Here is a 26614-nt window from a genome sequence, read left to right as displayed (position 1 = left end):
CGTGGTTTCAGAAGGTCCGAAACAGTCAGGCACATGCTCAACCTATCGTGCCTCGGCCAACACCGTGACGGAGGCGTTGGATGCGCTGCGCCCACGTCACGATGAACCACGATGCTAGACCGCATTATGACGGCCACCAGGGGGCCGATTTCATCGTGGGAAGCACACAGGAGACAATATTGCCATGCACGTCGACCATCTCATGTTCGCCGCTGGCCCCGCAGGTCTCGATGAGGACGCCGCTCGCCTCGGCGAAGTCTTGGGGACCTCCTTCATCAACGGTGGAATCCACCCCAGCTTCGGCACCCGCAATCGCATCCTGCCGCTGGCCGGCCCGCGTTATATCGAAATTGTGGAGGTCCTCGACCACCCGGCCGCAGAGAAAGCCGTCTTCGGACAAGCAGTGCGTGCACGCCAAGAGCAAGGCGGCGGCTGGATGGGATGGGCCGTCTCCGTCGATGACCTCGTCCCTTACGAGAAGCGTCTTGAGCGCCAGTCGGTACCCGGCAAGCGCACTTTCCCTGACGGTCGTCACCTCGAGTGGCGTCAAATCGGGATTAAGGGGCTGATGGCGGACCCACAGTTGCCCTTCTTCATCAAGTGGACTTCTCCGGCTGAGCTGCTGCCTTCCAGCCTGAGTGGCAACGTCACCCTGACCTCCGTCGAGATATCTGGATCGCGTCAGCGCGTGGAAGATTGGCTGGGAGAGACCATCCCGGACGAGGTCGAAGGAATCACCTTCGATTTCGCCAGCCCCAACGGCCATCCCGGCATCGACGCTGTGACTTTCGACACCCCCTCGCGTGGACGCGTTCGCATCTGACGTCACCGACACTGGCAAGTCCTCCCGGTAGTGTGAGAAAGGAAGCCACTACTGGGAGGAAGCTGTGCCACGAAAACCCGAGCCTATGACCAACCCGATCACGAATCGGGGGACGGCATTTACCCGAGCCGAACGGCTAGAACACGGCATGATCGGGCGCCTTCCAGCAGCCGTCGAGACCCTTGAGCAGCAGGCTCAACGCTGTTACCGCCAGCTTCAGGGATTACGCTGTAATATTGATCGCTACGTTTTCCTGGAGGAGCTCCAAAACCGCAACGAGACCCTCTACTACAAACTTCTCGTCGACCACCTTGTCGAACTACTACCGGTGATCTATGACCCCACCGTGGGTGAGGCCATCAAGAAGTGGAGCCACGCCTACCGACGTTCCCGAGCAGTCTATTTATCAGTAGATCATATCGAGGATGTCCGCCCCTCCTTCGAAACCCTCGAGCTGGGACCCGACGACGTTGATTTGCTCGTAGTTTCCGATGCCGAACAGATCCTGGGAATTGGAGATTGGGGAGTCAACGGGACCGATATCTCCATTGGCAAGCTCGCCGTCTACACCGCCGCCGCAGGTATCCGACCGGAACGCACCATTGCCGTCAATCTGGACGTTGGCACCGACAACGCGTACTTACTCAACGACCCGTCTTATCTTGGCAATCGTCACGCCAGGGTGCGCGGGGAACGCTACGACGAGCTGATTCATGAATATCTCGAAGTCGCAAGCGAGTTGTACCCTCACGCTCTGCTACATTTTGAGGACTTCGGCCCCTCTAATGCTCGTCGCATCCTGGTGCAGAACGCCGCGAACCACCGCATCTTCAATGACGACATGCAGGGCACGGCGGCCATCGTGTTGGCGGCCGTTATCTCTGGACTCAAGGTGACCCGGCAGTCCTTCGCCGATCAGCGTCTGCTCGTGTACGGGGCCGGTACGGCTGGCACCGGAATTGCTGATCAAATCCGTGAAGCCATGATCAGTGACGGTTTGAGCCAGCAAGAGGCGATCGATCGAATTTGGCTAATCGACCGCAATGGCCTGGTTACTGACGATATGGAGGGCCTGCCCGATTACCAAGAGCCCTACGCTAAGCCAGTTGGGAAGGTTCGTCACTGGGCTCGCATCAATGGACACATTGGGCTTATGGAGGCGATTCGGCAGATTCACCCGACGATCCTCGTCGGAACCTCCACCGATCACGACGCCTTTACTCAGCAGATCGTCGAAGAAATGTGTCGGGAAGTCGAACGCCCCATCATCCTGCCGTTGTCGAATCCGACTGAAAAGATCGAGGCGATGCCTACCGACGTTATTGCGTGGTCGAAGGGGAAAGCTCTGGTTTCCGCTGGAATTCCAATAGAGCCCTTCCACTATGCCGGCACCCGTTACGAGATTGGACAGGGCAATAACGCCCTCCTCTATCCGGGGCTGGGTCTGGGGGCCATCGTTTCGGGAGCCGAACGGGTAAGCGACAGCATGATCCGCGCCGCCGCCGACGCGGTGGCCTCTCAAGTCGACCCGCGTCCAGCTGGGTCATCCCTGCTGCCGGCCGTGGAGAACCTGCGTGCTTCCTCGGCCACCGTCGCAGTAGCGGTCGTGCAGGCTGCCATCGAGGAGGGAATCGCTACCAAAAAGCCCTCCAACGTTGTCCAGGCAGTGCAAGATGCCATGTGGTGGCCGCACTACCCACCGGTGGACTGACCGAAATAGACCGCGGAACATTGCCGTAGCCGAACGTGTCGGCTCCTGCTGGCAGGGTAAATGCCATGGCAAGGAAGACGCAGGCTCCGACGTGGGTATGCACCGAGTGTGGCTGGACGACGACCAAGTGGGTTGGCCGATGCGGCGAGTGCCAAACCTGGGGTTCAGTGGTTGAGAGGGGGGCACCAAAACTCACTGAGGTCGCTTCGTCGACACCCACGTCGAAGGCTGTGCCCATCGGTCATGTCAGTGAGCAAGCCGCCGACCGTCATCTCACCGGGATCAGCGAACTCGACCGTGTACTGGGCGGCGGCCTAGTGCCTGGGGTCGTGATTCTGCTCGCTGGAGAGCCGGGAGTCGGAAAATCAACCCTGCTGCTCGACGTCGCGGCCAAGTGGGCTAAAGCGGGCCGGCGCACCCTTTACGTCACTGGGGAGGAGTCGGCTGCCCAAGTACGACTACGGGCTGGTCGTACGAAGTCGCTGGCCGACGAACTCTACCTAGCTTCCGAGACCGATTTGGGTACGGTGCTTGGACATATCGAGCAAACCGAGCCCTCCCTCATGGTGCTGGACTCGGTACAAACAGTTAGCACCAACCAGGCTGACGGTTCCCCCGGCGGCGTCTCGCAGGTAAGGGAGGTCACCGGAGCCCTGGTACGGGTGGCGAAGAGACGCGGGATGGCGGTCATCATCGTCGGCCATGTCACCAAAGAAGGGTCGATCGCTGGCCCGCGCACCATGGAACACCTCGTTGACGTCGTCCTCAATTTCGAGGGGGACCGCCATTGCGGATTCCGTATGGTCCGTGCCACAAAGAATCGCTACGGCCCATCCGACGAGGTGGGCTGCTTCGAGATGACCGATGGCGGGATCATCGAAGTCCCGGACCCGTCTGGCCTGTTCACATCGGACAACGCCGATCCCCAGCCGGGCACCTGTGTGACGGTGACGATGGAGGGACGTCGTCCCCTACTCTCAGAGGTGCAGGCTTTAGTAGCTCCGTCAGCTTCCGAAAAGTACCCGCGCCGCACCACCCATGGGGTCGAGGGCGGCCGGGTAGCCATGATCCTGGCGGTGCTGGAGCGTAAAGCGGGTCTGCCGTTGAGCAACCGAGACGTCTACGTCTCGACGGTGGGTGGTGCCCGGGTGTCTGACCCCTCTGCCGACCTAGCAATCGCGGTGGCGGTCGCATCCGCGGTTCTCGATACCAATTTTCCGACCCGAGTCGTTGCTCTCGGAGAGGTCGGCTTGGCTGGCGATTTGCGCCGCGTTCCCGGGTTGGAAAGACGAGTGGGCGAGGCGGCACGGCTGGGGTTCGACCTGGCAGTGGTGCCACGCAATTCCCGGGAGGCGCACACCAAGATCCCGACGATGCACGGGTTACACGTCATCGAGGTCGGGAGCGTAGCCGAAGCCCTTTCCGTGCTCAACTTGCGCCGCAAGCGGAAGGCAGACCAGTGATGGTAAGGACATTCGAGGTGAGAACCTCGGCACAGCGAACTAAAGTCGACCTATGACTGACGCCCAGCCCGGTCCCGAAGCTTCCCGGGAGATGCAGGCGGAACAGGTACGCCACCTCATGGCCCTCTTGGCCCCTGGTACGCCTATCCGAGAAGGACTAGATCGCATCATCAACGGACGCACTGGTGCCCTCATCGTGCTCGGTGATGGGCCAGAGATCAACGAGGTCTGTTCCGGCGGATTCCCCCTCGACGTCAGGCTCACCCCGCAGGCCCTGCGCGAGCTGTCCAAGATGGACGGTGGGCTAGTTGTCTCAAGCGATCACGAACGCATCAAGGGAGCCGCGATCCACTTCGTCCCCGACGGCAGCCTGCCCACGATCGAGACTGGCACCCGTCACCGCACCGCAGATCGACTCTCCCAGCAAACCGGTGCGCCCGCGGTGGTCGTCTCGGCGTCGATGTCGGTAATGTCGCTCTTCCTCAACGGCCGTCGGTACCTGATCGAGAGGCCCGAACAGTTACTCGCTCGAGCCAATCAGGCCCTCGCCACCCTGGCGAGCTACCGCGGGCGTTTAGTCGAAGAGGCCGAGAACCTCACCACCCTGGAGATTCGTGACCAAGTCCAGGTGCGTGACGTCGCCGCTGTCGCCCAGCGGTTCGAAATGTGGCGTCGCATCGACGTCGAGGTCCGCGGACATGTCTCCGCCCTGGGTGTGGAGGGACGCCTCGTCCAGTTGCAGCGCAACGAACTGTCCCTAGGTGTAGAAGACCTTGGTCGGTTGCTCACCGATGATTACCGTCCCAGCCGCGTCGCCCCTGGCGAATTTTCCCTCTCCGGATTGCAGAAACTGTCCTGGCAAGACCTGCTCGACGTGACCAAGGTGGCCGAGGCCATCAACCTCGGTCCCGCTGAGCATCCGCTCGACTCCCCCATCCGGGCACGCGGTCATCGACAGCTGGCACTTATGACGGATCTGTCGTCACGCACAATCCAGCGGATCATCGACCACTTCAGTGACCTGCAATCCCTGGTGGCGGCATCCACCTCCGAGCTCGGCGACATTAAGGGAGTCGGCCACAGACGGGCCCGTGAGATTCGCCAGGGGCTGGAGTCCATCTTCGAAGGCGATCAGCGCACCCATCACCTTCATTAGGTCCGCACTCGCGCTGACTATGGCGGCAGGGTTCAGGCACCCATCTGCATGACAAAGCGGCGGCTGGGGCCACCATCGAGATGGACGGTGGCGACATAGTACCCCGCCCCCAGCGGCTCTTGAGATAACTGGCACTTCCCCATAGAGCGCTTCGTCGGCCAAGAGACCTCGTAAGTCCAGGAGCCCTTCGGCTTGATCTCGTGCACACCCTTTGGCCCCCAGGAACCGCAATCATCGGTCGACCAAACACGATCCGACCCAGACGTAACAGTGAGGGTCTGCTTCACCTTCTGGGTATCCCAGTGGCAACCAGCCGAGCTACTCACCTGCACGGTGAAAGTTTCGGTGCCCCCCACTTTGGGCTTCTTGGTATCTCCGGTCACCTTCACCGACAGTTGCGAACCCTTACACAACGCTGACGACGTCGACGGGGTTGACGGCGAGGTCGATGGCGACGGGGACTGCGTCCGCGGCGCAGACCTATTCGGGCTTACGGACGAGCTCGCCGAGGGAGTCGCCGACCCCCATGCAGTGTCAGTCCAGGAAGGGTTCGGCGTGAACGACGAAGCTGCCGGAGCAGCCGACTGTTTCGACCCTCCTATGAGCCTGGCAATTCCGACAATCACCAACACCACGGCGACCACGCCAGCCAACAAAACCAGTCGACGCACCCAATACGTCTGCGGAGATTCTGGCCCCACCGGGTCAGTCAGCCCACGCAATGGCGCCATCAGGCCCTCAGCTGGCGGTCGGCCCACGTCACCGGAGAGACACGCTCGCCGGTAAAGAAGGGGGTATCAACGTCGACATGACGACGGGCCTCAACATAGCGAAGGTCCTTCATGACGTCGACAATACGGGCAAGGTCGTCGCCCTCCAAGGCGAGAATCCACTCGTAGTCCCCCAGCGCGAATGCAGCCAATGTTGAGGCCTTGACGTCAGAGCTGGCGGCACCAACAATGCCGTGCTCGCGCAGCATGCGGGAACGATCAGCCGCCGGAAGGAGGTACCACTCCTTGGATCGGATGAATGGGTAGAACGCAGCCCAACGCCTCGCAGCGATGCCGGCGAAGCAGGAGGGCAAGTGAGACTTGTTGAACTCCGCAGGACGATGAACTCCCACATTCGACCACACCGGCTCCAGGTGGCGACCCAGCCCAGACGCGCGGAAACGGTGATAGGCGTCCTGCAGCACGGTCGGATCGTCGCTAACCCACCACACCAGCAGGTCGGCGTCAGCGCGCAAGCCCGACAGGTCGTACCACCCGCGGGTCTGGACACCGGACTGTCCCACCCACTCGTCAGAGCCCTCAATGAGGTGGCGACGCTCGTCATCCTCAGCAGGCAGCGGAGTGACGACGCGGAACACCGAGTACATCGCCCACTTACTGGAGGCGTTGACCTCCTCAGGGATGACCGGGGTATCGCGAGGATCGGTCGGTGCAGTGTAAGAACCGGCGGGAACTTCGTCGTCGCGCGGTCCCTCAATCACCGAATCAGCACTCGAGTGGTCAGACATAGCGGTCTCCTTAGTCACCAGATCGTAGGGGGAAGGAGGAGTCTGCGGCTCGACGGCCGCTGACTCCGGGCGATCGAGTGCAGTCGCTGGGCCAACGGCACTCGCTGAGTCATTTGGCGCAAACTCTGTAACTACTGGTTTAGAAGCAACTGCACCGGCGCCGACAGTCTCAACGTCGTCACTGCCGGAGACGGCTGGAAGATCCTCGGCGTCCGGGCAGCGTCGGCAACAACCGGCAGCGCACGGGACCGGCCACGACGTCAGATTGCCACCCTCACCACGAGTCGCCGCGGCCTGGGACATGATGAGCCCGGCGAGATCAGCGATAAAGGCCGGATGAGCACCAGCAGTGGCCGCCCGCGCAAAGGCAAGCCCGGACGCCTGGGCTGTCTCCGCAGCCTCGTGATCAAGGTCGCTCACGACCTCCATATGGTCAGCAACGAAGCCAATCGGGGCGACGACAACAGATTTCACGCCCTGCTCGGGAAGGCTGCGGAGGTGGTCGTTAATGTCCGGTTCAAGCCACGGGTCGGCGGGACGTCCCGACCTCGAGCAGTAGGCCAAGTCCCACTGGGGCATATTCCCGAACGCCTGGCGCACCTGGTCGGCGACCCTCTGACAAACCGTCTTGTGCTGGGAGATGTAGTCCGTTCCCGGTTTCCCAGCGCCGGATGCGTCCTGCATGGAATCAGGAATGGAGTGGGTAACGAAAACAACGCGGGTAGCTTCGAGAGGGGTAGGCGGGATCCGCATAAACGCCTGTATCAAAGCTTCCGCATTGGCGCGAATGAATCCCGGCGCCTCGTTGAAGGGGGGCGCCTTGTCAACCTGCATGTCGGTAATACCAGCCTGAGTCAGGACAGACGCAATCTCTTCGCGGTACTGGCGGCACCCGGAGTAGCTGGCATAGGCAGAGGTGACAACCGCCAACACCCGACGTACCCCGTGCGCGTGCATTTGGGGCAGCACTTCCGCAAGGAAGGGAGTGCCGTTGCGGTTTCCTAACAGCACCGGAACTCGTACCCCGTGGCGGCGCAATTCGCTTCCAATCGCATTGACGAAAGCGTCCGTCGCATCGTTAATCGGGCTAACACCACCGAAACGGTCGTAGTGTCGGGCAACTTCAGCCAAACGCTCGTCGGGGATGCGACCGCTAGAGACCCTTCTCAGAAAAGGCATGACCTCTTCAGGGGAACGTGGCCCGCCAAAAGAAGCGACAAGCACGGCGTCGTAAGGGGCCAGCGGATCAGTAGGAGCAGCGTAGGGGTTGGCGGTCACGACGTCCTCCCCTCACCTCGGGATGCCCCATCGGTAGCAAGGTCCTCCACCCGCAAGCCAGTGACCGGACACCTCATGCAGTCAGCATTGGCGAAGCTGGACATGTCAATGACGGGTGCAGCGATGTCCACGTCGATCCCCAAAACGTCCGACAACGAGTTGAGCCAGCGGTCCCCCAAACCCTGTTCAGAGGCCATCCTGGCCCGAGCCGACGGGATGTGCGCCATAGACGCAGCAAGTCGTCGAAGGGACGCTGCCACCTCATCGACGGGGACCGAGCCTTCCTCGGGTAAACGTTCCAGTTCAGCAGTGACAAGATCCGAAATGACGTCACGCAGGGCGACGACAGCCGGAGCCATCCGACGACGCTCGAGGTCTACGGCAAGGTGACGGACTCCGGTAGCGACGATGTGCTCGGCAGCGGCCCGCTCAGCTTCCGCAGAAGAGGGAACAGCCTGCCGTATCGTCTCAAGGTCGATAACCTCTACCCCAGCGGGAACAGGCTCCTCAACGTCCCCGCTGATCGCTAAATCGAGCACCATGAGATCGCGGCCGCCGCGGGCGTCAACCGCGCGCCGGGCAGCCTCTGCTGACAACGCGGGAACTCCCGACCCACGGCAGGTGACAACAAGGTCAGTCTGTGCCAGTGCGGCGTCGAGGTTGAGGGCCTCACTGACGCGGTGACGCCGAGCGAATCCAGCGGCGCGCCCGGAGGCCGAATGGACCAGAATCTCGGCGGCCCCACGGGAATTCAGCTGCGCGCACGTCGCCCCGGCATAGGAACCGGTTCCCATAACGAGTACTCGAGCACCATCCAAGTCCATCCGTTTTGCGACGAGGTCAAGCCCGACCGCAACAACGGTGCGACCCTCAGCAGCCAACGCAGTCTCACTAGCGACATGCCGCGACGTCTTGAGAGCCTCCTCAACGACGTGACCAATGGTGTAGGAGACGGTCTGCTCACGGCGCGCCTCACTGAGGGCACGCTTCATTTGTCCAGCGACTTCGCGCTCCCCGAAAACCATCGACTCCATACCAGCAGCCACCCGGAACAAACGCCACACAGCGTCGTCCTCACAGAAGAGCTGGGCGGATTCAGCCAACACATTTGCACCGTGATCTGCAATACACTTACGCAATGCAGCCTCGCCGAACCCCTGGGCGACCGCGTCAGCGGAGGTTTCAACGACCAGGCACACCCGGTTGCACGTAGACAGCACAAGTGCGCCCCGGATCTGGGGATGATCGGTCAATGCCAGGCCGAGCCCGTTAACCTGCGCGGCAGCCTCGGAAACGACATCAAGCCCCTGATCGGCATGATCTACGGTCAAGACACACAATCCCACAAGGCGCTATTCAACCATGGTGTAACGACGAACCCCAGTACGTACGAAGCCCATGCCCCGCCAACTAACCGCCCCACGAATGGCATTCGCACGCAGTGAGGCACAATCGAGGTAATGACTCACAACACCACCTTCACAGCAGATTCACCGCTTCTGCAGGCCATGACTGGACACCGCCCTACCGTCACCCCGGTGTGGTTTATGCGCCAGGCAGGACGTTCGCTACCGGAGTACCGCGAAGCCCGAAAAGGCACCACGATGCTCGACTCTTGCCTCAACCCCGAGCTCGCGGCAGAAATCACCTGCCAACCCGTGCGCCGCCACCACGTCGACGGGGCCGTTCTCTACTCCGACATCATGGTGCCGCTTGCCCTAACCGGAGCGGGAGTGCGCATTGAGCCGGGAGTCGGGCCCGTTCTCGATGAGCCCGTTCGCACTGCCTATGACGTTGACCGCATTACTCAGCGCAATATCGGGGACCCGTCAGTTATCGAGGAAGCTGCCCGGCTGGTGGTCGCCGAGCTAGGCGACGCCACCCCGCTCATTGGTTTCGCGGGTGCCCCATTTACTATCGCCGCCTACCTCGTCGAGGGCGGGCCCTCCCGCGACCATCTATCGGCCCGGGCGATGATGCACTCAGACCCACCGGCCTGGGCGAAGCTCATGGAGTGGGTCGCCGACCTGGACGCTGCCTTCCTGGCTGCTCAATTGCGCGGCGGAGCGCGTGCCGTCCAGCTCTTTGACTCCTGGGCTGGATCGCTGAGCGCAAGCGACTACCGAGCCAGCGTCGCACCGTTCTCTCAGCGCGCTCTGGCAAGCGTCGACCCGAACACCCCAGTAGTCCACTTTGGCGTCAACGCCACCCATTTACTTTCTGAACTCGCACAGGTGGCCGCTACTGCGTCGCGATACCCGGTACTTGGCGTCGACCACCGCATCAGCCTCAACGAGGCCTGCGCCACCCTGATGGTCTCCGAGATGGAGATGCCAGTGCAGGGCAACATTGATCCAGCCTTGCTCTTCGCCAGTTGGGAACCGCTAGAGACCGCCACCCGCGATATTGTCGCGGCAGGACATCAGGCCCCTGGGCACGTCGTCAATCTGGGTCACGGCGTGCCCTCCAACACCGACCCCAACGTCCTGACACGGCTAGTGGAGCTAGTGCACTCACTGTGAATGGTGTAAGGAGACGACGATGAACACCTCTGATCCGCAGCACGTCGACGCCGTCGTCATTGGCGGGGGCATGGCTGGCCTCGTGGCCGCTTGGCAATTCACCAAGGAAGGTCTGCACCCCGTACTTATCGAGTCCCGCGGGTACACCGGGGGGCTGGTCGCCGGGTCGACGCTGGCCGGAATCAGCTACGACATCGGGGCTGAAGGGTGGGCGATCCGTCTACCTGACACCGCTGACCTGGCCGCTGAGCTGGGATTGACGGTTGAGAAGCCGGCCAGTGCCCCATCTTGGGTGTACTCCGACGACGCCTGCTTCGCGATGCCCGACAATGCCATTCTTGGCATCCCGGCGGACCTGTCGGACCCAGCCGTCGTCATCGCCTTAGGGGCGCAAGAGGCTGCCCACGCCGCCGAGCTCGATCACGCCCCCATGCCTGAGGACCTCCCTCGCGACCTCGGCACGTTGGTGGCGTCCCGGATGGGGCCACAGGTACTGCGTCGTCTCGTCACCCCAATCGCCGGCGGGATCCACGCCGCCGATCCGCATCTGCTGTCGGCCGATGTCGTCGCCCCCGGTCTGAGAGCTGCCGCCCAGGCCACCGGATCGCTGGCGGCAGGAGTTGCGCTATGCCGCTCACGGATGCCGGCGGGGCCCGCAATCGCCTCGGTAGCCGGTGGCATGTTCACCATGCCCGCCGAGCTGCGCCGACAAGCTGAGCAGGCCGGCGCGACGACCATGACCCGCGTGGGAGCCCGCGGGCTGGCCCGCCACGGGGACCTGTGGCTGGTGGAGACCGCTGAAACCTCCCGCAATCCGAACCCATCGTTGCCCCCCAGCCCCGACGGCGCGATCCACTCCTTCCTGACCCCTCGAGTCGTGGTGGCCTGCTCGGCCGGACCTGCCACCAGACTGTTGAGCAGCGTCATCGACACCGTTGGGCCCGAGATGGTGCCGGGCGCGCCGATCGGCCACGTCAATCTCGCCGTGCAAGCGCCCGAGCTGGATTCCAGCCCACGCGGAAACGGCATGCTGGTGGCTCCCGGAACGACCACCGTCACCGCCAAGGCGCTCACCCACATGTCGGCGAAGTGGCCCAGCTTGGCAGAATCGTGTCCTCAAGGTCTGCACTTACTACGGATCTCCTACGGGCGCTCCGGGGAAGAGAATGTCGCCTTGAGCGTTGACCAGGCTCTAGCTGACGCCTCCGTCCTACTCGGTGAGGAGCTCTCGGCCGAGCAAGTCGTAGATTCTCAGATCATTCACTGGACAGGTTCCCTAGCCCCAACGACTCCGCAGACCCGAGCATGGCGTGACGGCCTGCATCATCAGCTAGAAGCGTTGAACCAGTCAGGACGGGGAAAGATCGGCTTAGTCGGGGCATGGGCATCGGGTTCAGGCATTGCCGCTCTGGTACCGCAGGCCCGCCGGACGGTTCGCCAACTTGTCTGATGGCAGGCTGAATCGGCGTCAGTATTGAGTGCCACAATGGGCAACATGTCTGTTATCCGTCTAGGAACCCGTGCTAGCACCCTGGCCACCACTCAATCAGAGATGGTTGCTGGGCTGCTCAGATCGGAGGGGCTGGACGTCGATCTGACGACGATCACTACTCACGGGGACACGTCGACCGCCTCATTGGCAGCAATGGGAGGAATCGGAGTGTTCGCCTCAGCTATCCGGGCGGCCCTCCTTGAGGGAGAGGCCGACATCGCCGTCCACTCCTTCAAGGACCTACCGACTGGGCGTCCGCTGGGGCTGGCGATCGGCGCTGTTCCGGTTCGACAAGACCCGCGTGACGCCTTGGTAGCTCGTGACGGGCTCACCCTTCGTAACCTCCCGCAGGAAGCTAGCGTCGGGACGGGCTCGCCACGTCGGGCAGCGCAATTGTTGGCGGCAAGACCAGACCTGACGATCGTCGACATCCGCGGAAACGTCGACACCCGACTGGGTCGTGTCAGGGGACTAGGCCGCTACGCCAAGGGCGGCGGCAAAGAGGACCTCGACGCCGTCGTGCTCGCCGCCTCCGGGCTAGCTCGGTTGGGTCATAGCGACGCCGTCACTGAGTTTCTCGACCCGTCGGTGGTGTTGCCTGCCCCGGCCCAGGGAGCGCTAGCCGTCGAATGCCGGACCACTGATTCGCGTCACGGTACGCTCGCCAAGGCGCTGGCAAAGATTGACGACCGCAAAACCAGGCTGGCCGCCACCGCTGAGCGTGCGGTGCTCTCCCATCTGGAGGCGGGCTGCGCTGCCCCCATCGGGGCATTAGCTCAGCTCAACCCTGCTTCCGGAAAAACCCCAGAGGTCTTAACCCTGGATGTCGTGGTCGCTGCTGTCGACGGTTCCCGCACCATCCGGGAACACGTCAGCGTCGAATTACCCGAAGAGGTCGATCCGGCACTGGCTGCGGCGCATACGCTGGGAGTGACGGCTGCCGAGGAGCTGCTGGACGACGGCGCCGCCGACGTTGCCGACCTCAAAGCTTCAGGAAGCACTCGATGACCACCAACCCCGCCGATCTCATCAAGCCCCCAGTTGTCGTTCCCCGTGATGACCCCCACGACAAATTCGTAACGACCTTAAAGCAGGCCGGTTATGGGGTGATCCATACGGCGCTGACACGCACCGTCAAACTGCCGCAGGCCGAGGAACTCACCGACCCCGACCTGTGGCAGGCCGATTGGCTGGTCGTCACCTCAAAGACCACCGTCGGACTACTCCCTAACCCGTTGCCCAATCCCCACATCAAAGTGGCTGCGGTCGGTGCCGCCACCTCGGCTGCGCTGCAGGCACGCGGGATTGACGTCGACTTCGTCCCCGCCGATCACAGCGGCACCGGTCTGGTCGCCGAGTGGCCAGGTGGGGCCGCCAGCATTCTCTTGCCGACGTCCCAGTTAGCCGCCGATACCGTGCCGCACGGGCTGACGAAGATCGGCTGCACGGTAAACCGACGCGAGGTCTACACGACCGCTGCCGTCGAGAAACTACCCGAAGTCATCGCCCAGTCGTGGCCGTCTGTCGGGATCGTCGTTGTCACCGCCTCCTCAGTGGGGCGCGCCCTCGTCGAGCTGGTGGAGCCGCTGGGATGGCGTCGTCAGAAGCTCGTCTCCCTCGGCGAGCCCACCGCACGAACGCTCGAGAAACTCGGTCACCCAGCACATGCGGTGGCCTCCTCCCCCACTCCTGAGGCCGTCCTTGAGGCGGTTGAATCCTTGGTCGCCTGACCGACGACCGTTCGCAAAGGAAGTTAGTCATGAACCTGTACCTGCCTGATGCCAGTGATCCCCGCATGGCCGGGGTCAAGCCATTGCCCGAGGAGCTCCGTCCTGTTCCCCGTCCGCGTCGCCTACGCACCACCCCTGCGATGCGCCGGATGGTCGCTGAAACCCGCGTCGCCCCCGCCCAGTTGATGCTGCCGGTGTTCGTCAAGGAGGGGGTGGATTCTCCCGTCGAAATCAGTAGTCTGCCCGGCCAATTCCAGCACTCCACCGAATCGATCAAGGAGCTTGCCACCCAAGCTGCCGAGGCCGGTATCGGTGGTATCGACCTGTTCGGTATCCCGGCGCACAAAGACGAAATCGGTTCTCAAGCCTGGGACCCGAAGGGCATTCTTAACGCCGGCATCTCTGCGGTGCGCGAAGCCGTCGGCGACGACCTAGTGATCTGTGCCGACACCTGTCTGGACGAGTTCACCGATCATGGTCACTGCGGAGCCCTAACCCCTGATGGTCGTGTCGATAACGACTCCACTCTGCCGCTATACGCCGCGATGGCGGTCGCCCAGGCGCGTGCCGGAGCTCACATGGTCTCCCCGTCGGGGATGATGGATGGCCAGATTGCTGTTCTTCGCGATGCCCTGGACCGTGAAGGATTCACCGACGTGTCGATCATGGCCTACTCGGCCAAGTACGCTTCGGCCTTCTTCGGCCCTTTCCGCGACGCCGTTGACTGTTCCCTCAAGGGTGACCGCAAGTCCTACCAGCAGGATCCCTCGAACCGCCGAGAAGGTATGCGCGAAACCCTGCTCGACCTCGCCGAGGGAGCCGACCTGGTCATGGTGAAGCCCGCCTCTCACTACCTCGACGTGTTGTCCGACGTCGCCGAGGTGTCGCAGGTTCCGGTTGCCGCTTACCAGGTCTCCGGCGAATACGCCATGCTCGAAGCCGCTGCCGCTAACGGTTGGATCGATCGCCGCCGCTGCATCGGCGAGTCCCTCACCTCGATCGTGCGTTCCGGTGCCGATCTCGTGTTGACCTACTGGGCAATCGAGGCCGCCCAGATGTTCCGCGAAGACCTCTAATCTTTCGTGATCATGCTCACCACCAGCCCAAACACCGGAAGGAAGAAATGACCTCCAACGCCGAACTGTTCTCCGCCGCCCAGGCCGTCATTCCCGGCGGGGTTGATTCCCCGGTGCGGGCTTACGGCTCGGTGGGCGGGGTTCCCCGCTTCATCGAGAAGGCCCAGGGTCCGTGGATCTGGGACGCCGAAGGCACTCGCTACGTCGACTTGGTGTGTACCTGGGGGCCAGCTCTGCTTGGGCACGCCCGTCCCGAGGTCGTCTGTGCGGTTCAGGAGGCCGCATCGAAGGGGCTGTCCTTTGGCGCTCCGACCCGCACCGAAACCGAACTAGCGGACGCCATCATCGAGCGCATCGCCCCGGTCGAAAAGGTGCGTTTCGTCTCGACGGGCACTGAGGCGACGATGACGGCAGTGCGTTTAGCCCGTGGCGCCACTGGGCGTGACGTCATCGTGAAGTTCGCGGGTAATTACCACGGCCATTCCGATGCTTTGCTCGCCGCCGCCGGTTCCGGTGTGGCGACGGCTGGTCTGCCGGGTTCGGCCGGTGTGCCGGCTGCCTCGACAGCCGACACGATCGTGGTGGATTACAACGACGTCGCAGCCCTGGAGGCGGTGTTCTCCGAACATGGCGACCACATTGCCGCAGTGATCGTGGAGTCCTGCCCGGCCAATATGGGAGTTGTTCCGCCCGAGCCCGGCTTCAATGCCGCGATTCGTCGCCTCACAACCGAGCACGGCGCCCTCATGATCACCGACGAAGTACTCACCGGATTCCGGTGCAGCCCGTCGGGATTCTGGGGCTTGCAGCAGGCCGGCGAGGAATTCGCTCCCGATCTTTTCACCTTCGGCAAAGTCGTCGGCGGCGGAATGCCGCTAGCTGCACTAGGGGGGCGCGCCGATGTCATGGACCTGCTGGCTCCCACCGGCCCCGTCTACCAGGCAGGCACTTTGTCCGGTAACCCGCTGGCCACTGCCGCGGGTGTCAAAACCCTGCAGCTGGCCGACACCGGGGTGTATCAGCGCCTCGATGCCCGCTCCGAGAAATGGCGCGGTGAGCTCGCATCCGCGCTCGACGCAGCCGGCATCACGTACTGTCTACAGAACGCCGGGAATCTCTTCAGCGTATTCCTCGGCGTCGACTCCCCAGTGCGCAACTACGACGACGCCAAGTCTCAGAATGCCGAGGCCTACACCGCGTTCTTCCACGCGATGCTGGACGCCGGGGTCAACCTGCCGCCATCGTGCTTTGAAGCCTGGTTCCTCTCCGACGCCCACGACGACGAAGCTTTCGAGGTTTTCCGCGCCGCACTGCCGAAGGCCGCCGAGGCTGCCGCCCGGGTGATCAGTGCCTGACACCGGGCTGACTCCGCAGGTCATCGAAGCGGTCTGTGACTGGTTCGACGCCAACGGACGCGATCTGCCGTGGCGTCGGCCCGGCACCTCCCCGTGGGGTGTGCTCGTCAGCGAGGTCATGAGCCAACAGACCCCGATGTCCCGGGTAGTCGCCCCGTGGCACGAGTGGATGAACCGCTGGCCCACCCCTGATGATCTAGCGGAGGAAGACTCCGGGGAAGCGGTCGCCGCATGGGGACGCCTGGGTTATCCGCGTCGGGCCTTGCGCCTGCATGCCTGTGCCGTCACGATCGCCACCGAGCACGACGGGGTTGTGCCCAACAGTTACGACGAGCTCGTCGCCCTCCCGGGTATTGGCGACTACACCGCTAGCGCAGTCGTCTCCTTCGCGTTTGGCGGCCGCGCCACAGTGCTTGACACCAATGTGCGTCGCCTCATCGCCAGAGCAGAGTCTGGGATCGCGAACTGTCCAACCTCGGTGACGAGGGCTGAACGGGTAGTCGCCGACGCGTTGGTTCCCGAGGAAGATGCCCGGGCCGCCAAGTGGGCAGTGGCGTCAATGGAATTGGGGGCACTGGTATGCACGGCACGGTCTCCCCAGTGCGAGGCCTGCCCGATCCGGGATCATTGCCGGTGGGTGATCGACGGCAAGCCAGACAATGCCCCTCCCCGTCGAGGTCAGCCGTGGAAGGGCACGGATCGTCAGTGCCGCGGCGTGATTATGGACGTGGTGCGCAACAGCCCTCACGGAGTGGAGGTTCAGGTGGCCCTTTCAGCCTGGCCCGAGGCCGTTCAGGCGTCGAGATGCCTGGGGTCATTACTCGATGACGGTTTAGTGCACCAACGAGGCGGCCTCGTCAGCCTGTGACCTGAGAAAGATTCAGGCCGACCGGTCATCGATGGCGATGGTGGGTACCTAGCCGCCGCTCGCAGCACGCACGTGTGCTATCTACCTGTGTTTCATGAGCGGTGTCTATGGTTATTCCCACCGCGGTCAAGGGGCTCATGTCCGTCGCGCCCGCTATCGGCCAGTCAGTACACCATCGATTGTCAACATCGTTCTCCTGGTAATCGTCGCCATCGGGGTGTACTCGCCACATGGCCCCTACTGGGCCATTCCAGGGGGCCTAGCGCAGAGTCGAGGTTCTCGCAGGAGGGCTCGGTCTGATCAATGCATTAGGCAACCTGGGTGGATTCCTCGGCCCGTACCTTGTTGGTTGGCTGACCGCCCCACCGTTGCTTTCCCTGGCCCAGGAGGACGAGACTGGTGGGATGCTCATTGCCGCCAACCGCCCTGATCTCTTGGAGGAACGTATCCTCGCTGAACCTCCACGACACGGGCAGCCGGTTGTCCTCATCGATGGGCGCTCTGGGGCAGGCAAGACCACCCTGGCCAACACCCTCATCTGTCACCACGCCGACTGGCAGCTCGTCCACGCTGACGACCTGTACCCCGGCTGGTCCGGATTGTCAGCAGTGTGGGATCTGCGTGATCTCGTCACCAAACGCCGCTACCGGCGATGGAACTGGTATCAGGACAGCTTCGACGACGAAGTCATCCTGGATGCGAATCGCCCTGTCATCATCGAAGGCTGCGGAGTATTGACGCCGACGAATGTATCCCTGGCGTCCCTGCGAGTGTGGTGCGAAACCCCCGCACCGCTGAGGCGTCATCGAGCGCTAACCCGGGACCCAGAGTTTCGCGACCATTGGGCCATGTGGGCCATTCAGGAAAGGCTACACATCGCACGTCACCGACCGGCTGATCTCGCCGATCTCACGATCTCCTGATCGCTACCAAGCGCATCTCAAACCACCAGATATTTGACCACCAACGCCGCCACCATGATGAGCAGCAGCAGAGCCATTCGAGGCCACGTCTGCGGGGATTTGCCAGACCGAACGCGTTTAGGATCTTCGAAGAAGATGACCCCGCACACTATTCCGGTGAGAAAACCCCCAAGGTGGGCCTGCCATGAGATCCCAGAAATGAAGAGCAACAGGGCGGCGTTGATAGCCAACACGATCCATAATTCCCGTGTCGAGACTCCGAGGCGTCGCTGCACGATGAGCAGCACCCCAAAGAGGCCAAAAATCGCACCCGAGGCCCCGACGACACCGTCGTCAACGTTCGGAAGGATCGTCCCGGTCCCACTCGCAGTGGCCATCAGGCAGAACAGCGCCCCACCACCCAGGCCAGACATGAGGTAGGCAGCGAGAAACCTGGCGCGTCCTAGGAAGGGTTCCAAGGATCGGCCAAGGACCCACAGCGCGTACATATTGAAGCCGATATGGAAAATACTCAGCGCGTGCCCGAACATCGAGGTGACGAGTCGCCATGGCTCGATGAATCCGACTCGTGGCGCCAGCACAACTCCCTCACGTACTTGAGGGCTTAACCACTCTCCTATCCACACCAGGAAACAAATACCGATGAGGGTCCACGTGACGACCGGAACATCACTATGGCGCTTTGCTCGGGCAACCGGCTGGGGAGGCGCCTGCTGGTACGACGCCGAAGGAGGCGCCCATGAGGGGTCTACGTCAGCCGAGCGGTAAGGCTCGGGCTGAGGTGCCGTCGTCTCGTCTGGCTGCGACGGTCTGGCGTGCGGAGCCGACCCCGTTGCGTTGCTGTGGTTCTGCTGTGGTTGATCCTGCCACGATCCCCACTCGTCGGGGCGAGAAAAACTGTCTGGACGTTGGTTGTTCTGATTCATCGGCGTCCTGCAAGTGCTGAGGTGATTGATTCGGTAATGGAGGTGTCACGGAACTCAAATCCGTGCTCAAGGAGTTTGGCTGGCTTGACCCGCTGCCCTGAGCACAGCGTCTCGTCGACGAGTTGGGACCCGAAGATCATTTTTGCTGCTGGGACCGGGAATGGCATCACAGATGGACGGTGCATCGCCTTAGCCAGCGTCTTTGTGAACTCGGCATTGGTGCACGGGTTCGGACCAACGAGGTTCACTGGTCCGCTCATGGAGTCGTCAGTCAGAATCCTCATCATTGCCGATACGTGGTCGTGCAGGCTGATCCACGACATGTATTGATCGCCACCGCGGATCTTTCCGCCCAGGCCAATCTGGAAGAGCGGTCGCTCCTTACCGAGCATACCGCCGAAGGAACTCATGACATGACCGGTTCGCAGGGTTACTACCCGCACCCCGTCAGGGGCGGAGTTTGCGGCTGACTCCCAGCGTTGGCACACCTCGGCTAGGAATCCCGCCCCGGCAGAATCGTTCTCGTCAAGCCATTCATCGCCGCGCGGACCGTAGTAGCCGACCGCCGAACCATTGAGCACAACACGACAGCGCGGCGAGGATGCCAAAGCGCGAACGATCAGGCGCGTCGAGTCAATGCGGGAGGCAAGGATGCGAGTCTTACGTTCATCAGTCCACCGTCCGCCAGCGATCGGTGCTCCTGCCAAGTTGACCACTGCGTCGACGTCATCGAGGAACGGTGGTGCGATGGAGAGGGTGTCAAGATCCCACCGTCGATCAGAGGGTTGGGTGGGCTCATGACGAGTCAGCGTGACAACGTCATGACCTTCCTTACGCAGCCGCTGCACCAGTGCTGTGCCGATAAGACCGGCAAACCCTCCGATGGCAATCCTCATATGGTCATCCTACGGGGCCAGCAAAGGGCTTACTTGCGCCGTCCACTGGCCTCACAATGAAATGCGCTCAAGAATTGCGCTGGCGCGAACGCTGAAAGTCTGCAAAGAATGCGCAGACGATCACGCAGATCGTTCCAGCAGTGATCGTAATAAACATCGACTCGCCGAGGCCTCGCCCCAGATCGTGACGAGCCGTGATTCGGGCATCCATCATCATCGCGATAAAAGCCGACCCCAGCGCTGACCCGACCTGACGGGTGGCGTTATAGACACCCGAACCAGCTCCAGCATCGGCCTGGCCAAGATCATCGGTACCAACCAGAGAGATCGGGCTCCAGGTCAGAGCCGCACCAACGCCGGTGATGGTAGACAGCAGCGGAAACACCCACAGGCCGGTAGACGGCACCGTGAACAGCCACCATCCGATCGAGGAGATCACATATAGCGCGACGCCAATCGCAGCCATCCGGCCCGACCGGCGGCGCTGGAGAAGCCGTCCAATAACCGGAGACAACACACCGGAGACGACAGCGGTTGGGATCAGCAATAAGGCGGCCGCCGTCGGGGATTTGCCACGCACGTTCTGCAGGTAGACGGCCGTCGGCAGGAAGTAAGCAGTTACGAGCATGCCGACGAGGAAGATCGCGATATTGGCGAGAGCGAAATTGCGCTTAGTAAACAGTCGCAGCGGAACTAACGGTTCGAAGTTGTTCGAACGAGCATGCAGACGAGTCTGCGCCCACTGCGTCTGCGAAACGACAAAGAGCGCCATAAAAACCGCGCCGAGGACGATGAGCAGCGGCACCGAAAGGATGCCAGTGATCGTTCCCCAGTTGTATTGCTCTCCCTCCTGAATGCCGAATACCAGCAGGGTCATGCCGATACCCGACAGGACTACTCCAAGCCAGTCAAACGCGTGGCCGTGGGTTTCAAGGGCGGGCACATTACGGATAGCCAGCCACAGTCCGATGACGGCAACCGGTACGTTGACGAAGAAGACCCATTCCCAGCTCAGGGTGTCAACGAGGATGCCGCCGAGCACAGGACCGACGAAACTCGCGACACCGGCAGTGGCCCCCCACAGTCCCATAGCAGCACCACGCTTGTCCGGGGGAAAGAGTCGGGTGATCATCGTCAGGGACTGCGGGGTCATCAGGGCAGCACCGATGCCCTGAACGGCCCGAGCAGCGATGAGGATGCCAATCGTCGGGGATAGGCCACAAGCCAGTGAAGAAACTCCGAAGACGACCATGCCGATGATGTACATACGATGCGGACCCCAACGGTCACCCATGCGCCCGGTAATCAGCAGCGGGACGGCGTACGTGAGCAGATAGGCACTCGTGATCCACACGCCTTGGTTGAGGTTGGCGTTCAGGGCACGGATAGTTGCCGGCAGAGCGGTTGTGACGATCGACGTATCAACGAGGATCATGAAGAAGCCGATGAGGAGGGCCCACAAGGCACTCCAAGCCTGCTCCTCAGTGACAATGTGTCCGTCTCGATCCCGAGCAAAGTTTTCGACATGCCCACCAGACGACTGTTCGGGTGACAAGAGGTCTCCTAGAGGAAAGAAAAAGTCAGACCGAGGAACAATCGTACCCCGATAGGTCGGCGAAAAAGCCGACCACATCGTGGCGAAAGCCAGCCGGATCACGTCCGAAAACAAGCCTTGGACTAGGCATCATGCTTGCAGCTGAGATCTCAACGTAGTTGCCGTCACCAGTCATGAACGATCATCACGAACCTCACAACGACCCCTGCTCGAGCCTGGGCAAGACGGTCAGCATCTTCTGGATCAACAACCCCAACAACTGGATAACCTCCGGTCGTCGGATGGTCGGGCCCAAAGACCAGAGGCACTCCCGAGGTAGGTACCTGGATCGCGCCGCGCATCATCGGCTCACTCGTCAGCTCCCCGGTCACCGCTCTTTCCAGGGGTGGCCCTTCCAGCCGCGTTCCGACACGATCGCTCGCCTCCCCGACTCGCCAGAGCGTCTGCTCCAGGCAACGCCTGCCAGCATCGGTAAACCAATCGTCGCGAGGCCCCCACACCCCATGAAGGACGAGTTCCATCGGCGCCTGGGGAATGTTGACCGGTGTCGTCGAGATGAGGCCGGCGGGGCCATCACCGACGTTGACGCGGTCACCTACCTTCAGCGGGGCGGGGCCCATCCCACGGGTCGGATCGGCAGAGACGCTAGCAAAGGTAGACGTCGCGTTAATCCCTCCGGTCACGGAAAAATAGCTTCGCAAGCCGGTTGTTGGCACGCCGATGCTCACCGTCTGACCATCTGTGACGAGAAATCCCCAGCCACTGGGTCGGGGCGCTCCGTCCAGCTCTACCTGGGCATCTGCCCCAGTTACCGCAACTAGAACAGGTCCCCCGACACACCTCAGCCGCACCGGCCCGAGCAGAATCTCCAGACACCCCAAGCCAGCACCATTGCCGACGAGCCGGGCACCGTCCAGATAGGCCTGGCGATCCCATGCTCCGCAGCCACTGATTCCTAGATCCGCCCAGCCGCGGCGTCCAGCGTCCTCAATGAGGGTTCTCGGCCCGGCTGCCTCCACGACGAAGTACGTCATGAGTTCACCACCTGGAATCTGATGACGGCTCCCGGGAGCAGTAGAGCCGGCGGGTCAGTCTGCTCATCCCACAACGTTGCATCAGTTGTGCCAATGATCTGCCAGCCGCCTGGGGAGGCTTGCGGGTAAGCACCGGTGAATCCGTCAGCTAAGGCGATGCTGCCTGGCGGAATCCTGGTCCGGGGGGGTATGCCGACGCGGGACCCGGTAAGGCCAATCAGCTCCGGACATGTACCCAAATCCGGGCATGAACCCGGCGAATTCCACCGTCCACTGTTGGCCACTGTGGCGTCTCACCAGCTCGTCCGTAGTCATGTCGAGCAGGTCCGCCACGTCAGATAAGTCCAGTCCGTCATAGCGAACTGGCACCCCGACGGCTTCTCGGGCTCGTTCCGAAACACCGTCCAATCCCGCGGCGACAAGCTCCTGGACATGAGCGACTGCTCCCGGTAGCTGGGCAGGTGACTCGACGTCGATGAGCACCGTCGTCTGGGCCGCAACGAGATCTACTGTTCCCACCGCCGGATGCTCGATCAAGGTCTGATGCAGGCGACGACGCTGACCGGCATCGTCTAGCTCGACGAGCACTGCCGTGCGCCCGGCCGGCAGCAACCTCATGCGGCAGCTCGCAGTTCGACCCCAGCGTTGGCAAGGCGATCACGCACTGCCGTGGCCATCGCAACAGCTCCTGGGGTGTCACCGTGAACACACACCGAATCGGCCTTGATCGGTACCTCGGTGCCGTCGATGGCCGTCACCGATCCCTGAGTCACCAGCGTCACGACGCGCTCGGCGACCTCATCCGGGTCATGCAATACCGACCCCTCCTGGCGACGTGGCACCAAGGTGCCGTCGGGATTGTAAGCCCGATCGGCGAAGGCCTCATTCAGAGTGCGGACGCCCTGCTGCTCAGCAAGGGCAAGAACGAGAGCCCCCGGCAAGTCAAGAATGGCCACATCAGTGCCGGTAGCGGAGTTCACAGCTCTAACCGCCTCGACAACTGCCTGGGCCTGGTCGTGGTGGTAAACGATCGTGTTGTACAAGGCGCCGTGGGGCTTGACGTAGCGCACCGAGGCACCATGAACCGCAGCAATTCCACGCAGCGCTGACAACTGGTAAATGATCTCATCACGCAGCCGTGCGGGGTCAACGTCGATGAAGTTGCGGCCAAACCCGGCGAGGTCCCGGTAAGACACGTGAGCGCCGATGCACACCCCCTGCTCCGCAGCCGCCTTGCAAGTCCGCCCCATGACGACGGCGTCGCCGCCATGAAATCCGCAGGCCACATTCGCAGAGGTGACAATTTTCAGCAGGGACTCATCGTCACCCATCTTCCACGATCCGAAAGACTCCCCCATGTCCGCGTTGAGATCAACAGTTGCCATGACATAAGGGTGGCGCTGAGATCCCTCCCGGTCAACACGCCCCGTGGTAAAGCTGCCTCCCGATGGTTCCAGTCGCTTCTGGAGTGACGCCATATATCCCCCGGAAGCAAGAAAGGAACGCACCATGTGGGTATTCCCGCCGTGACGGCCTTCATCGTCGTGCTACCCGTTATCGGATTGCTCGCCTCGGCCGACGGCTTCACTCCAAACGCACGGTTGCGGCCAGGCGTTCGATACGCCAGGCCGCAACCGTCAATCAGTGTCAGCTTTACTGACCGTCGTTATTCTCCCCTGCCGAGGAGGTGAACTCCTCAGGCACCTCGTCGGGCAGCTCGGAGCGCTCCGTACCCTTGAACACAAAAGGCTCCTCGGAACCTTCTGGTGCAGCGTCGACCACCACGATCTGGCCAGGTTTGACCTCGCCAAACAGAATCTTCTCCGCTAGGACGTCCTCGATGTCGCGCTGGATAGTCCGACGCAACGGACGGGCGCCGAGCAGCGGGTCGAAACCGCGTTTGGCCAGCAGCTCCTTGGCACTCGGGGTGACCTCGATGCCCATGTCCTTGTCAGCCAGACGATCCTCCAACTGTCCCACCATGAGGTCGACAATCCGCAGGATGTCGGGCGGGGTGAGCTGGTGGAAGACGATGATCTCGTCAAGGCGGTTGAGAAACTCGGGACGGAAGTGCCCCTTGAGCTCCTCGGTGACCTTGGCCTTCATTTTCTCGTAGCTGGACTCGACGTCGTCAGCCTTGGAGAAGCCGAGGTTGACCGACTTGGAGATGTCGCGGGTACCGAGGTTGGTCGTCAACACAATGACGGTGTTCTTGAAATCCACGACACGGCCCTGGGCGTCAGTGAGACGACCCTCGTCAAGGATCTGCAACAAGGAGTTGAAGATATCGGGGTGGGCTTTCTCGATCTCGTCGAAGAGAATGACACTGAACGGCTTGCGACGTACCTTTTCGGTGAGCTGGCCACCCTCCTCGTATCCGACGAATCCTGGCGGGGAACCAAACATCCGCGACGCGGTGTGCTTCTCGGAGTACTCGCTCATGTCGAGGGTGATGAGGGCATCTTCGTCACCGAAGAGGAACTCGGTAAGCGCCTTAGTGAGCTCGGTTTTACCGACACCCGACGGGCCAGCGAAGATGAATGAGCCTGCCGGACGCTTCGGATCCTTAAGGCCGGCGCGGGTGCGTCGGATAGAACGGCACAGGGCCTTGACGGCGTCCTCCTGACCGACGTAACGCTTGCCGATCTCATCCTCCATGTGGAGTAGACGCTGGGACTCCTCTTCCGTGAGCTTAAAGACCGGAATGCCGGTAGCTCCAGAGAGCACCTCGGCGATCTCGTCGGGGCCGACCACGGCTGGCACCGACTCGTCGCCCTGCTTCCACTCCTCCTCCTTGGCCTCACGCTCGGCGAGAAGTTTCTTCTCGTCATCGCGCAGCCCAGCAGCACGCTCGAAATCCTGGGCGTCGATGGCGGCCTCCTTCTCCACCCGCACGTGAGCGATCCGCTCGTCGAATTCGCGCAGATCCGGCGGGGCCGTCATGCGGCGGATGTTCATCCGGGCACCGGCCTCGTCAATGAGATCGATGGCCTTGTCCGGCAGGAAGCGGTCTTGGATATAGCGGGACGCGAGATTCGCCGCCGAGGTGATTGCCTCGTCGGTGATGGTGATCTTGTGGTGGGCCTCGTAGCGATCGCGCAAACCTTTGAGGATTTCGATGGCCAGCGGGATCGACGGTTCATCCACCTGAATCGGCTGAAAACGACGCTCCAGAGCAGCGTCCTTCTCGATGTATTTGCGGTACTCATCAAGGGTCGTCGCGCCGATGGTCTGCAGCTCCCCGCGGGCCAGCATCGGCTTAAGCATGCTAGCAGCGTCGATTGCCCCCTCGGCAGCACCCGCACCGACAAGGGTATGGATCTCGTCGATGAACAGAATGATGTCGCCGCGGTTCTTAATCTCCTTGAGGACCTTCTTCATCCTCTCTTCGAAATCGCCGCGGTAACGTGAGCCAGCAACCATGGAGCCGAGGTCCAGGGAGTAGATCTTCTTGTCACGCAAGGTCTCGGGCACGTCTCCGCGCACGATGGCCTGAGCCAGACCCTCAACACAGGCAGACTTACCGACGCCAGGCTCACCAATAAGAACCGGGTTATTCTTAGTGCGACGGCTCAACACCACCATGACCCGCTCAATCTCCCTCTCGCGCCCGATGACAGGATCGAGCTCGCCGTCACGGGCGGCGTCGGTGAGGTTACGGCCGAACTGGTCAAGAATCGTCGCCGAGGACTGCTGCGGGCCAGCCTCGGGGGCACCAGAAGTAGCAGCCTGACGCTCGTCACCCTGATATCCCTGCAACAACTGCAAGACGCTATTGCGTACCGTGTTGAGGTCAGCACCCAGCCGGATCAGTACCTGAGCAGCAACGCCTTCGCCCTCCCGAATGAGGCCAAGCAGAATGTGCTCGGTGCCAATGTAAGAATGATTCATCTGGAGCGCCTCGCGCAGGCTCAGCTCAAGGACCTTCTTGGCACGCGGCGTAAAGGGAATATGACCCGTCGGCGTCGAGGTGCCGTGGCCAATGATCTCCTCCACCTGGGCGCGGACAGCCTCCAACGAAATGTCGAGGGACTCGAGAGCCTTGGCAGCAACTCCCTCGCCCTCGCTAATGAGCCCGAGCAGCAGGTGCTCAGTGCCAATGTAGTTGTGGTTCAGGGCCTTGGCCTCATCCTGGGCCAGGACGACGACCCGGCGGGCCCGATCGGTGAACCGTTCGAACATGAACTCTCCTTGTATGTGGAGCAGACCAATCACCGGAATACCGGACGACCAATCCACCCGCGGTTGCGCGAAACCTTCATGCAACCAACCGACGGCACTGGACCG

The 26614-nt window shown here is 62.1% G+C and carries 21 protein-coding genes and 1 pseudogene; 12 read left to right on the top strand and 10 right to left on the bottom strand.

Features of this window, described 5'->3' with window-relative positions; all coding sequences use genetic code 11:
• Nucleotides 1-184: 184 nt before the first annotated feature.
• From A5483_RS01775 to disA, 4 genes are all read left to right on the top strand, one after another.
• The gene (locus A5483_RS01775) at nucleotides 185-823 is read left to right on the top strand and encodes a VOC family protein (RefSeq protein WP_002549665.1); all 639 of its coding nucleotides are present in this window, start codon (nucleotides 185-187) and stop codon (nucleotides 821-823) included.
• Between the two features lie 64 nt (nucleotides 824-887).
• Nucleotides 888-2534, top strand: coding sequence for an NAD-dependent malic enzyme (locus tag A5483_RS01770; protein ID WP_002549724.1), 1647 nt, complete (start codon nucleotides 888-890; stop codon nucleotides 2532-2534).
• A gap of 65 nt (nucleotides 2535-2599) precedes the next feature.
• Nucleotides 2600-3997, top strand: coding sequence for a DNA repair protein RadA (gene radA / locus A5483_RS01765; RefSeq protein WP_002549656.1), 1398 nt, complete (start codon nucleotides 2600-2602; stop codon nucleotides 3995-3997).
• A 52-nt stretch (nucleotides 3998-4049) separates the two neighbouring features.
• A complete protein-coding gene (disA, locus tag A5483_RS01760; protein ID WP_063810821.1) occupies nucleotides 4050-5153 on the top strand; it encodes a DNA integrity scanning diadenylate cyclase DisA in 1104 nt (367 codons plus the stop codon).
• Nucleotides 5154-5185: 32 nt separating this feature from the next.
• Here disA and A5483_RS01755 read toward each other — a convergent pair whose 3' ends face one another.
• The 3 genes from A5483_RS01755 to A5483_RS01740 all read right to left on the bottom strand — a co-directional run bounded on the left by A5483_RS01755 (nucleotide 5186) and on the right by A5483_RS01740 (nucleotide 9281).
• Nucleotides 5186-5566, bottom strand: a complete 381-nt coding sequence (locus A5483_RS01755; RefSeq protein WP_176607884.1) for a hypothetical protein — start codon at nucleotides 5564-5566, stop codon at nucleotides 5186-5188.
• Between the two features lie 317 nt (nucleotides 5567-5883).
• The gene (gene hemQ, locus A5483_RS01745; protein ID WP_267896537.1) at nucleotides 5884-7896 is read right to left on the bottom strand and encodes a hydrogen peroxide-dependent heme synthase; all 2013 of its coding nucleotides are present in this window, start codon (nucleotides 7894-7896) and stop codon (nucleotides 5884-5886) included.
• A gap of 50 nt (nucleotides 7897-7946) precedes the next feature.
• Nucleotides 7947-9281 (bottom strand): glutamyl-tRNA reductase, encoded by a 1335-nt coding sequence (locus tag A5483_RS01740; protein WP_042842985.1) that lies wholly within the window; start codon nucleotides 9279-9281, stop codon nucleotides 7947-7949.
• A 129-nt stretch (nucleotides 9282-9410) separates the two neighbouring features.
• On the opposite strand from A5483_RS01740, the gene hemE reads away from it, so the two are divergent.
• From hemE to A5483_RS01700, 8 genes are all read left to right on the top strand, one after another.
• A complete protein-coding gene (gene hemE / locus A5483_RS01735; protein WP_063810819.1) occupies nucleotides 9411-10472 on the top strand; it encodes a uroporphyrinogen decarboxylase in 1062 nt (353 codons plus the stop codon).
• Nucleotides 10473-10491: 19 nt separating this feature from the next.
• The gene (locus tag A5483_RS01730; RefSeq protein ID WP_063810818.1) at nucleotides 10492-11922 is read left to right on the top strand and encodes a protoporphyrinogen/coproporphyrinogen oxidase; all 1431 of its coding nucleotides are present in this window, start codon (nucleotides 10492-10494) and stop codon (nucleotides 11920-11922) included.
• 45 nt (nucleotides 11923-11967) lie between these two features.
• On the top strand, nucleotides 11968-12972 hold the full coding sequence (hemC, locus tag A5483_RS01725) for a hydroxymethylbilane synthase (RefSeq protein WP_193790410.1): 1005 nt from the start codon (nucleotides 11968-11970) through the stop codon (nucleotides 12970-12972).
• Nucleotides 12969-13694, top strand: a complete 726-nt coding sequence (locus tag A5483_RS01720; RefSeq protein WP_002549735.1) for a uroporphyrinogen-III synthase — start codon at nucleotides 12969-12971, stop codon at nucleotides 13692-13694. Before hemC ends, A5483_RS01720 begins: the two co-directional genes overlap by 4 nt.
• A 29-nt stretch (nucleotides 13695-13723) precedes the next feature.
• On the top strand, nucleotides 13724-14770 hold the full coding sequence (gene hemB, locus A5483_RS01715; protein WP_002549529.1) for a porphobilinogen synthase: 1047 nt from the start codon (nucleotides 13724-13726) through the stop codon (nucleotides 14768-14770).
• A 47-nt stretch (nucleotides 14771-14817) separates the two neighbouring features.
• A complete protein-coding gene (hemL, locus tag A5483_RS01710) occupies nucleotides 14818-16125 on the top strand; it encodes a glutamate-1-semialdehyde 2,1-aminomutase (RefSeq protein ID WP_063810816.1) in 1308 nt (435 codons plus the stop codon).
• Nucleotides 16118-16993 carry an HhH-GPD family protein gene (locus tag A5483_RS01705; RefSeq protein ID WP_063810815.1) on the top strand — a complete coding sequence of 292 codons (876 nt, stop codon included), beginning with the start codon at nucleotides 16118-16120 and terminating at the stop codon, nucleotides 16991-16993. Before hemL ends, A5483_RS01705 begins: the two co-directional genes overlap by 8 nt.
• Nucleotides 16994-17361: 368 nt before the next feature.
• Nucleotides 17362-17916, top strand: coding sequence for a nucleoside/nucleotide kinase family protein (locus A5483_RS01700; RefSeq protein ID WP_042842920.1), 555 nt, complete (start codon nucleotides 17362-17364; stop codon nucleotides 17914-17916).
• Nucleotides 17917-17933: 17 nt separating this feature from the next.
• Here A5483_RS01700 and A5483_RS01695 read toward each other — a convergent pair whose 3' ends face one another.
• The 7 genes and pseudogenes from A5483_RS01695 to A5483_RS01665 all read right to left on the bottom strand — a co-directional run bounded on the left by A5483_RS01695 (nucleotide 17934) and on the right by A5483_RS01665 (nucleotide 26509).
• Nucleotides 17934-18842, bottom strand: coding sequence for a rhomboid family intramembrane serine protease (locus A5483_RS01695; protein WP_002549607.1), 909 nt, complete (start codon nucleotides 18840-18842; stop codon nucleotides 17934-17936).
• A complete protein-coding gene (locus tag A5483_RS01690) occupies nucleotides 18839-19738 on the bottom strand; it encodes a TIGR01777 family oxidoreductase (RefSeq protein ID WP_063810814.1) in 900 nt (299 codons plus the stop codon). Before A5483_RS01690 ends, A5483_RS01695 begins: the two co-directional genes overlap by 4 nt.
• Nucleotides 19739-19805: 67 nt before the next feature.
• Nucleotides 19806-21293: a DHA2 family efflux MFS transporter permease subunit gene (locus A5483_RS01685; protein ID WP_063810813.1), complete on the bottom strand. Its 1488-nt coding sequence runs from the start codon at nucleotides 21291-21293 to the stop codon at nucleotides 19806-19808.
• Nucleotides 21294-21457: 164 nt separating this feature from the next.
• Nucleotides 21458-22327 carry a 5-oxoprolinase subunit C family protein gene (locus A5483_RS01680; protein WP_063810812.1) on the bottom strand — a complete coding sequence of 290 codons (870 nt, stop codon included), beginning with the start codon at nucleotides 22325-22327 and terminating at the stop codon, nucleotides 21458-21460.
• Nucleotides 22324-22945: pseudogene (locus A5483_RS01675) on the bottom strand (5-oxoprolinase subunit B family protein). The gene A5483_RS01680 and the pseudogene A5483_RS01675 overlap by 4 nt, the downstream one beginning before the upstream one ends.
• Nucleotides 22942-23712, bottom strand: coding sequence for a LamB/YcsF family protein (locus A5483_RS01670; protein WP_042842917.1), 771 nt, complete (start codon nucleotides 23710-23712; stop codon nucleotides 22942-22944). Before A5483_RS01670 ends, A5483_RS01675 begins: the two are co-directional and overlap by 4 nt.
• 268 nt (nucleotides 23713-23980) lie before the next feature.
• Nucleotides 23981-26509 (bottom strand): ATP-dependent Clp protease ATP-binding subunit, encoded by a 2529-nt coding sequence (locus tag A5483_RS01665; protein ID WP_002549658.1) that lies wholly within the window; start codon nucleotides 26507-26509, stop codon nucleotides 23981-23983.
• Nucleotides 26510-26614 lie beyond the last annotated feature (105 nt).

Origin of the sequence: Cutibacterium namnetense (assembly GCF_001642025.1) — a bacterium.
GTDB classification, from domain to species: domain Bacteria; phylum Actinomycetota; class Actinomycetes; order Propionibacteriales; family Propionibacteriaceae; genus Cutibacterium; species Cutibacterium namnetense.
This window is presented reverse-complemented; position numbering and strand designations above follow the sequence as displayed.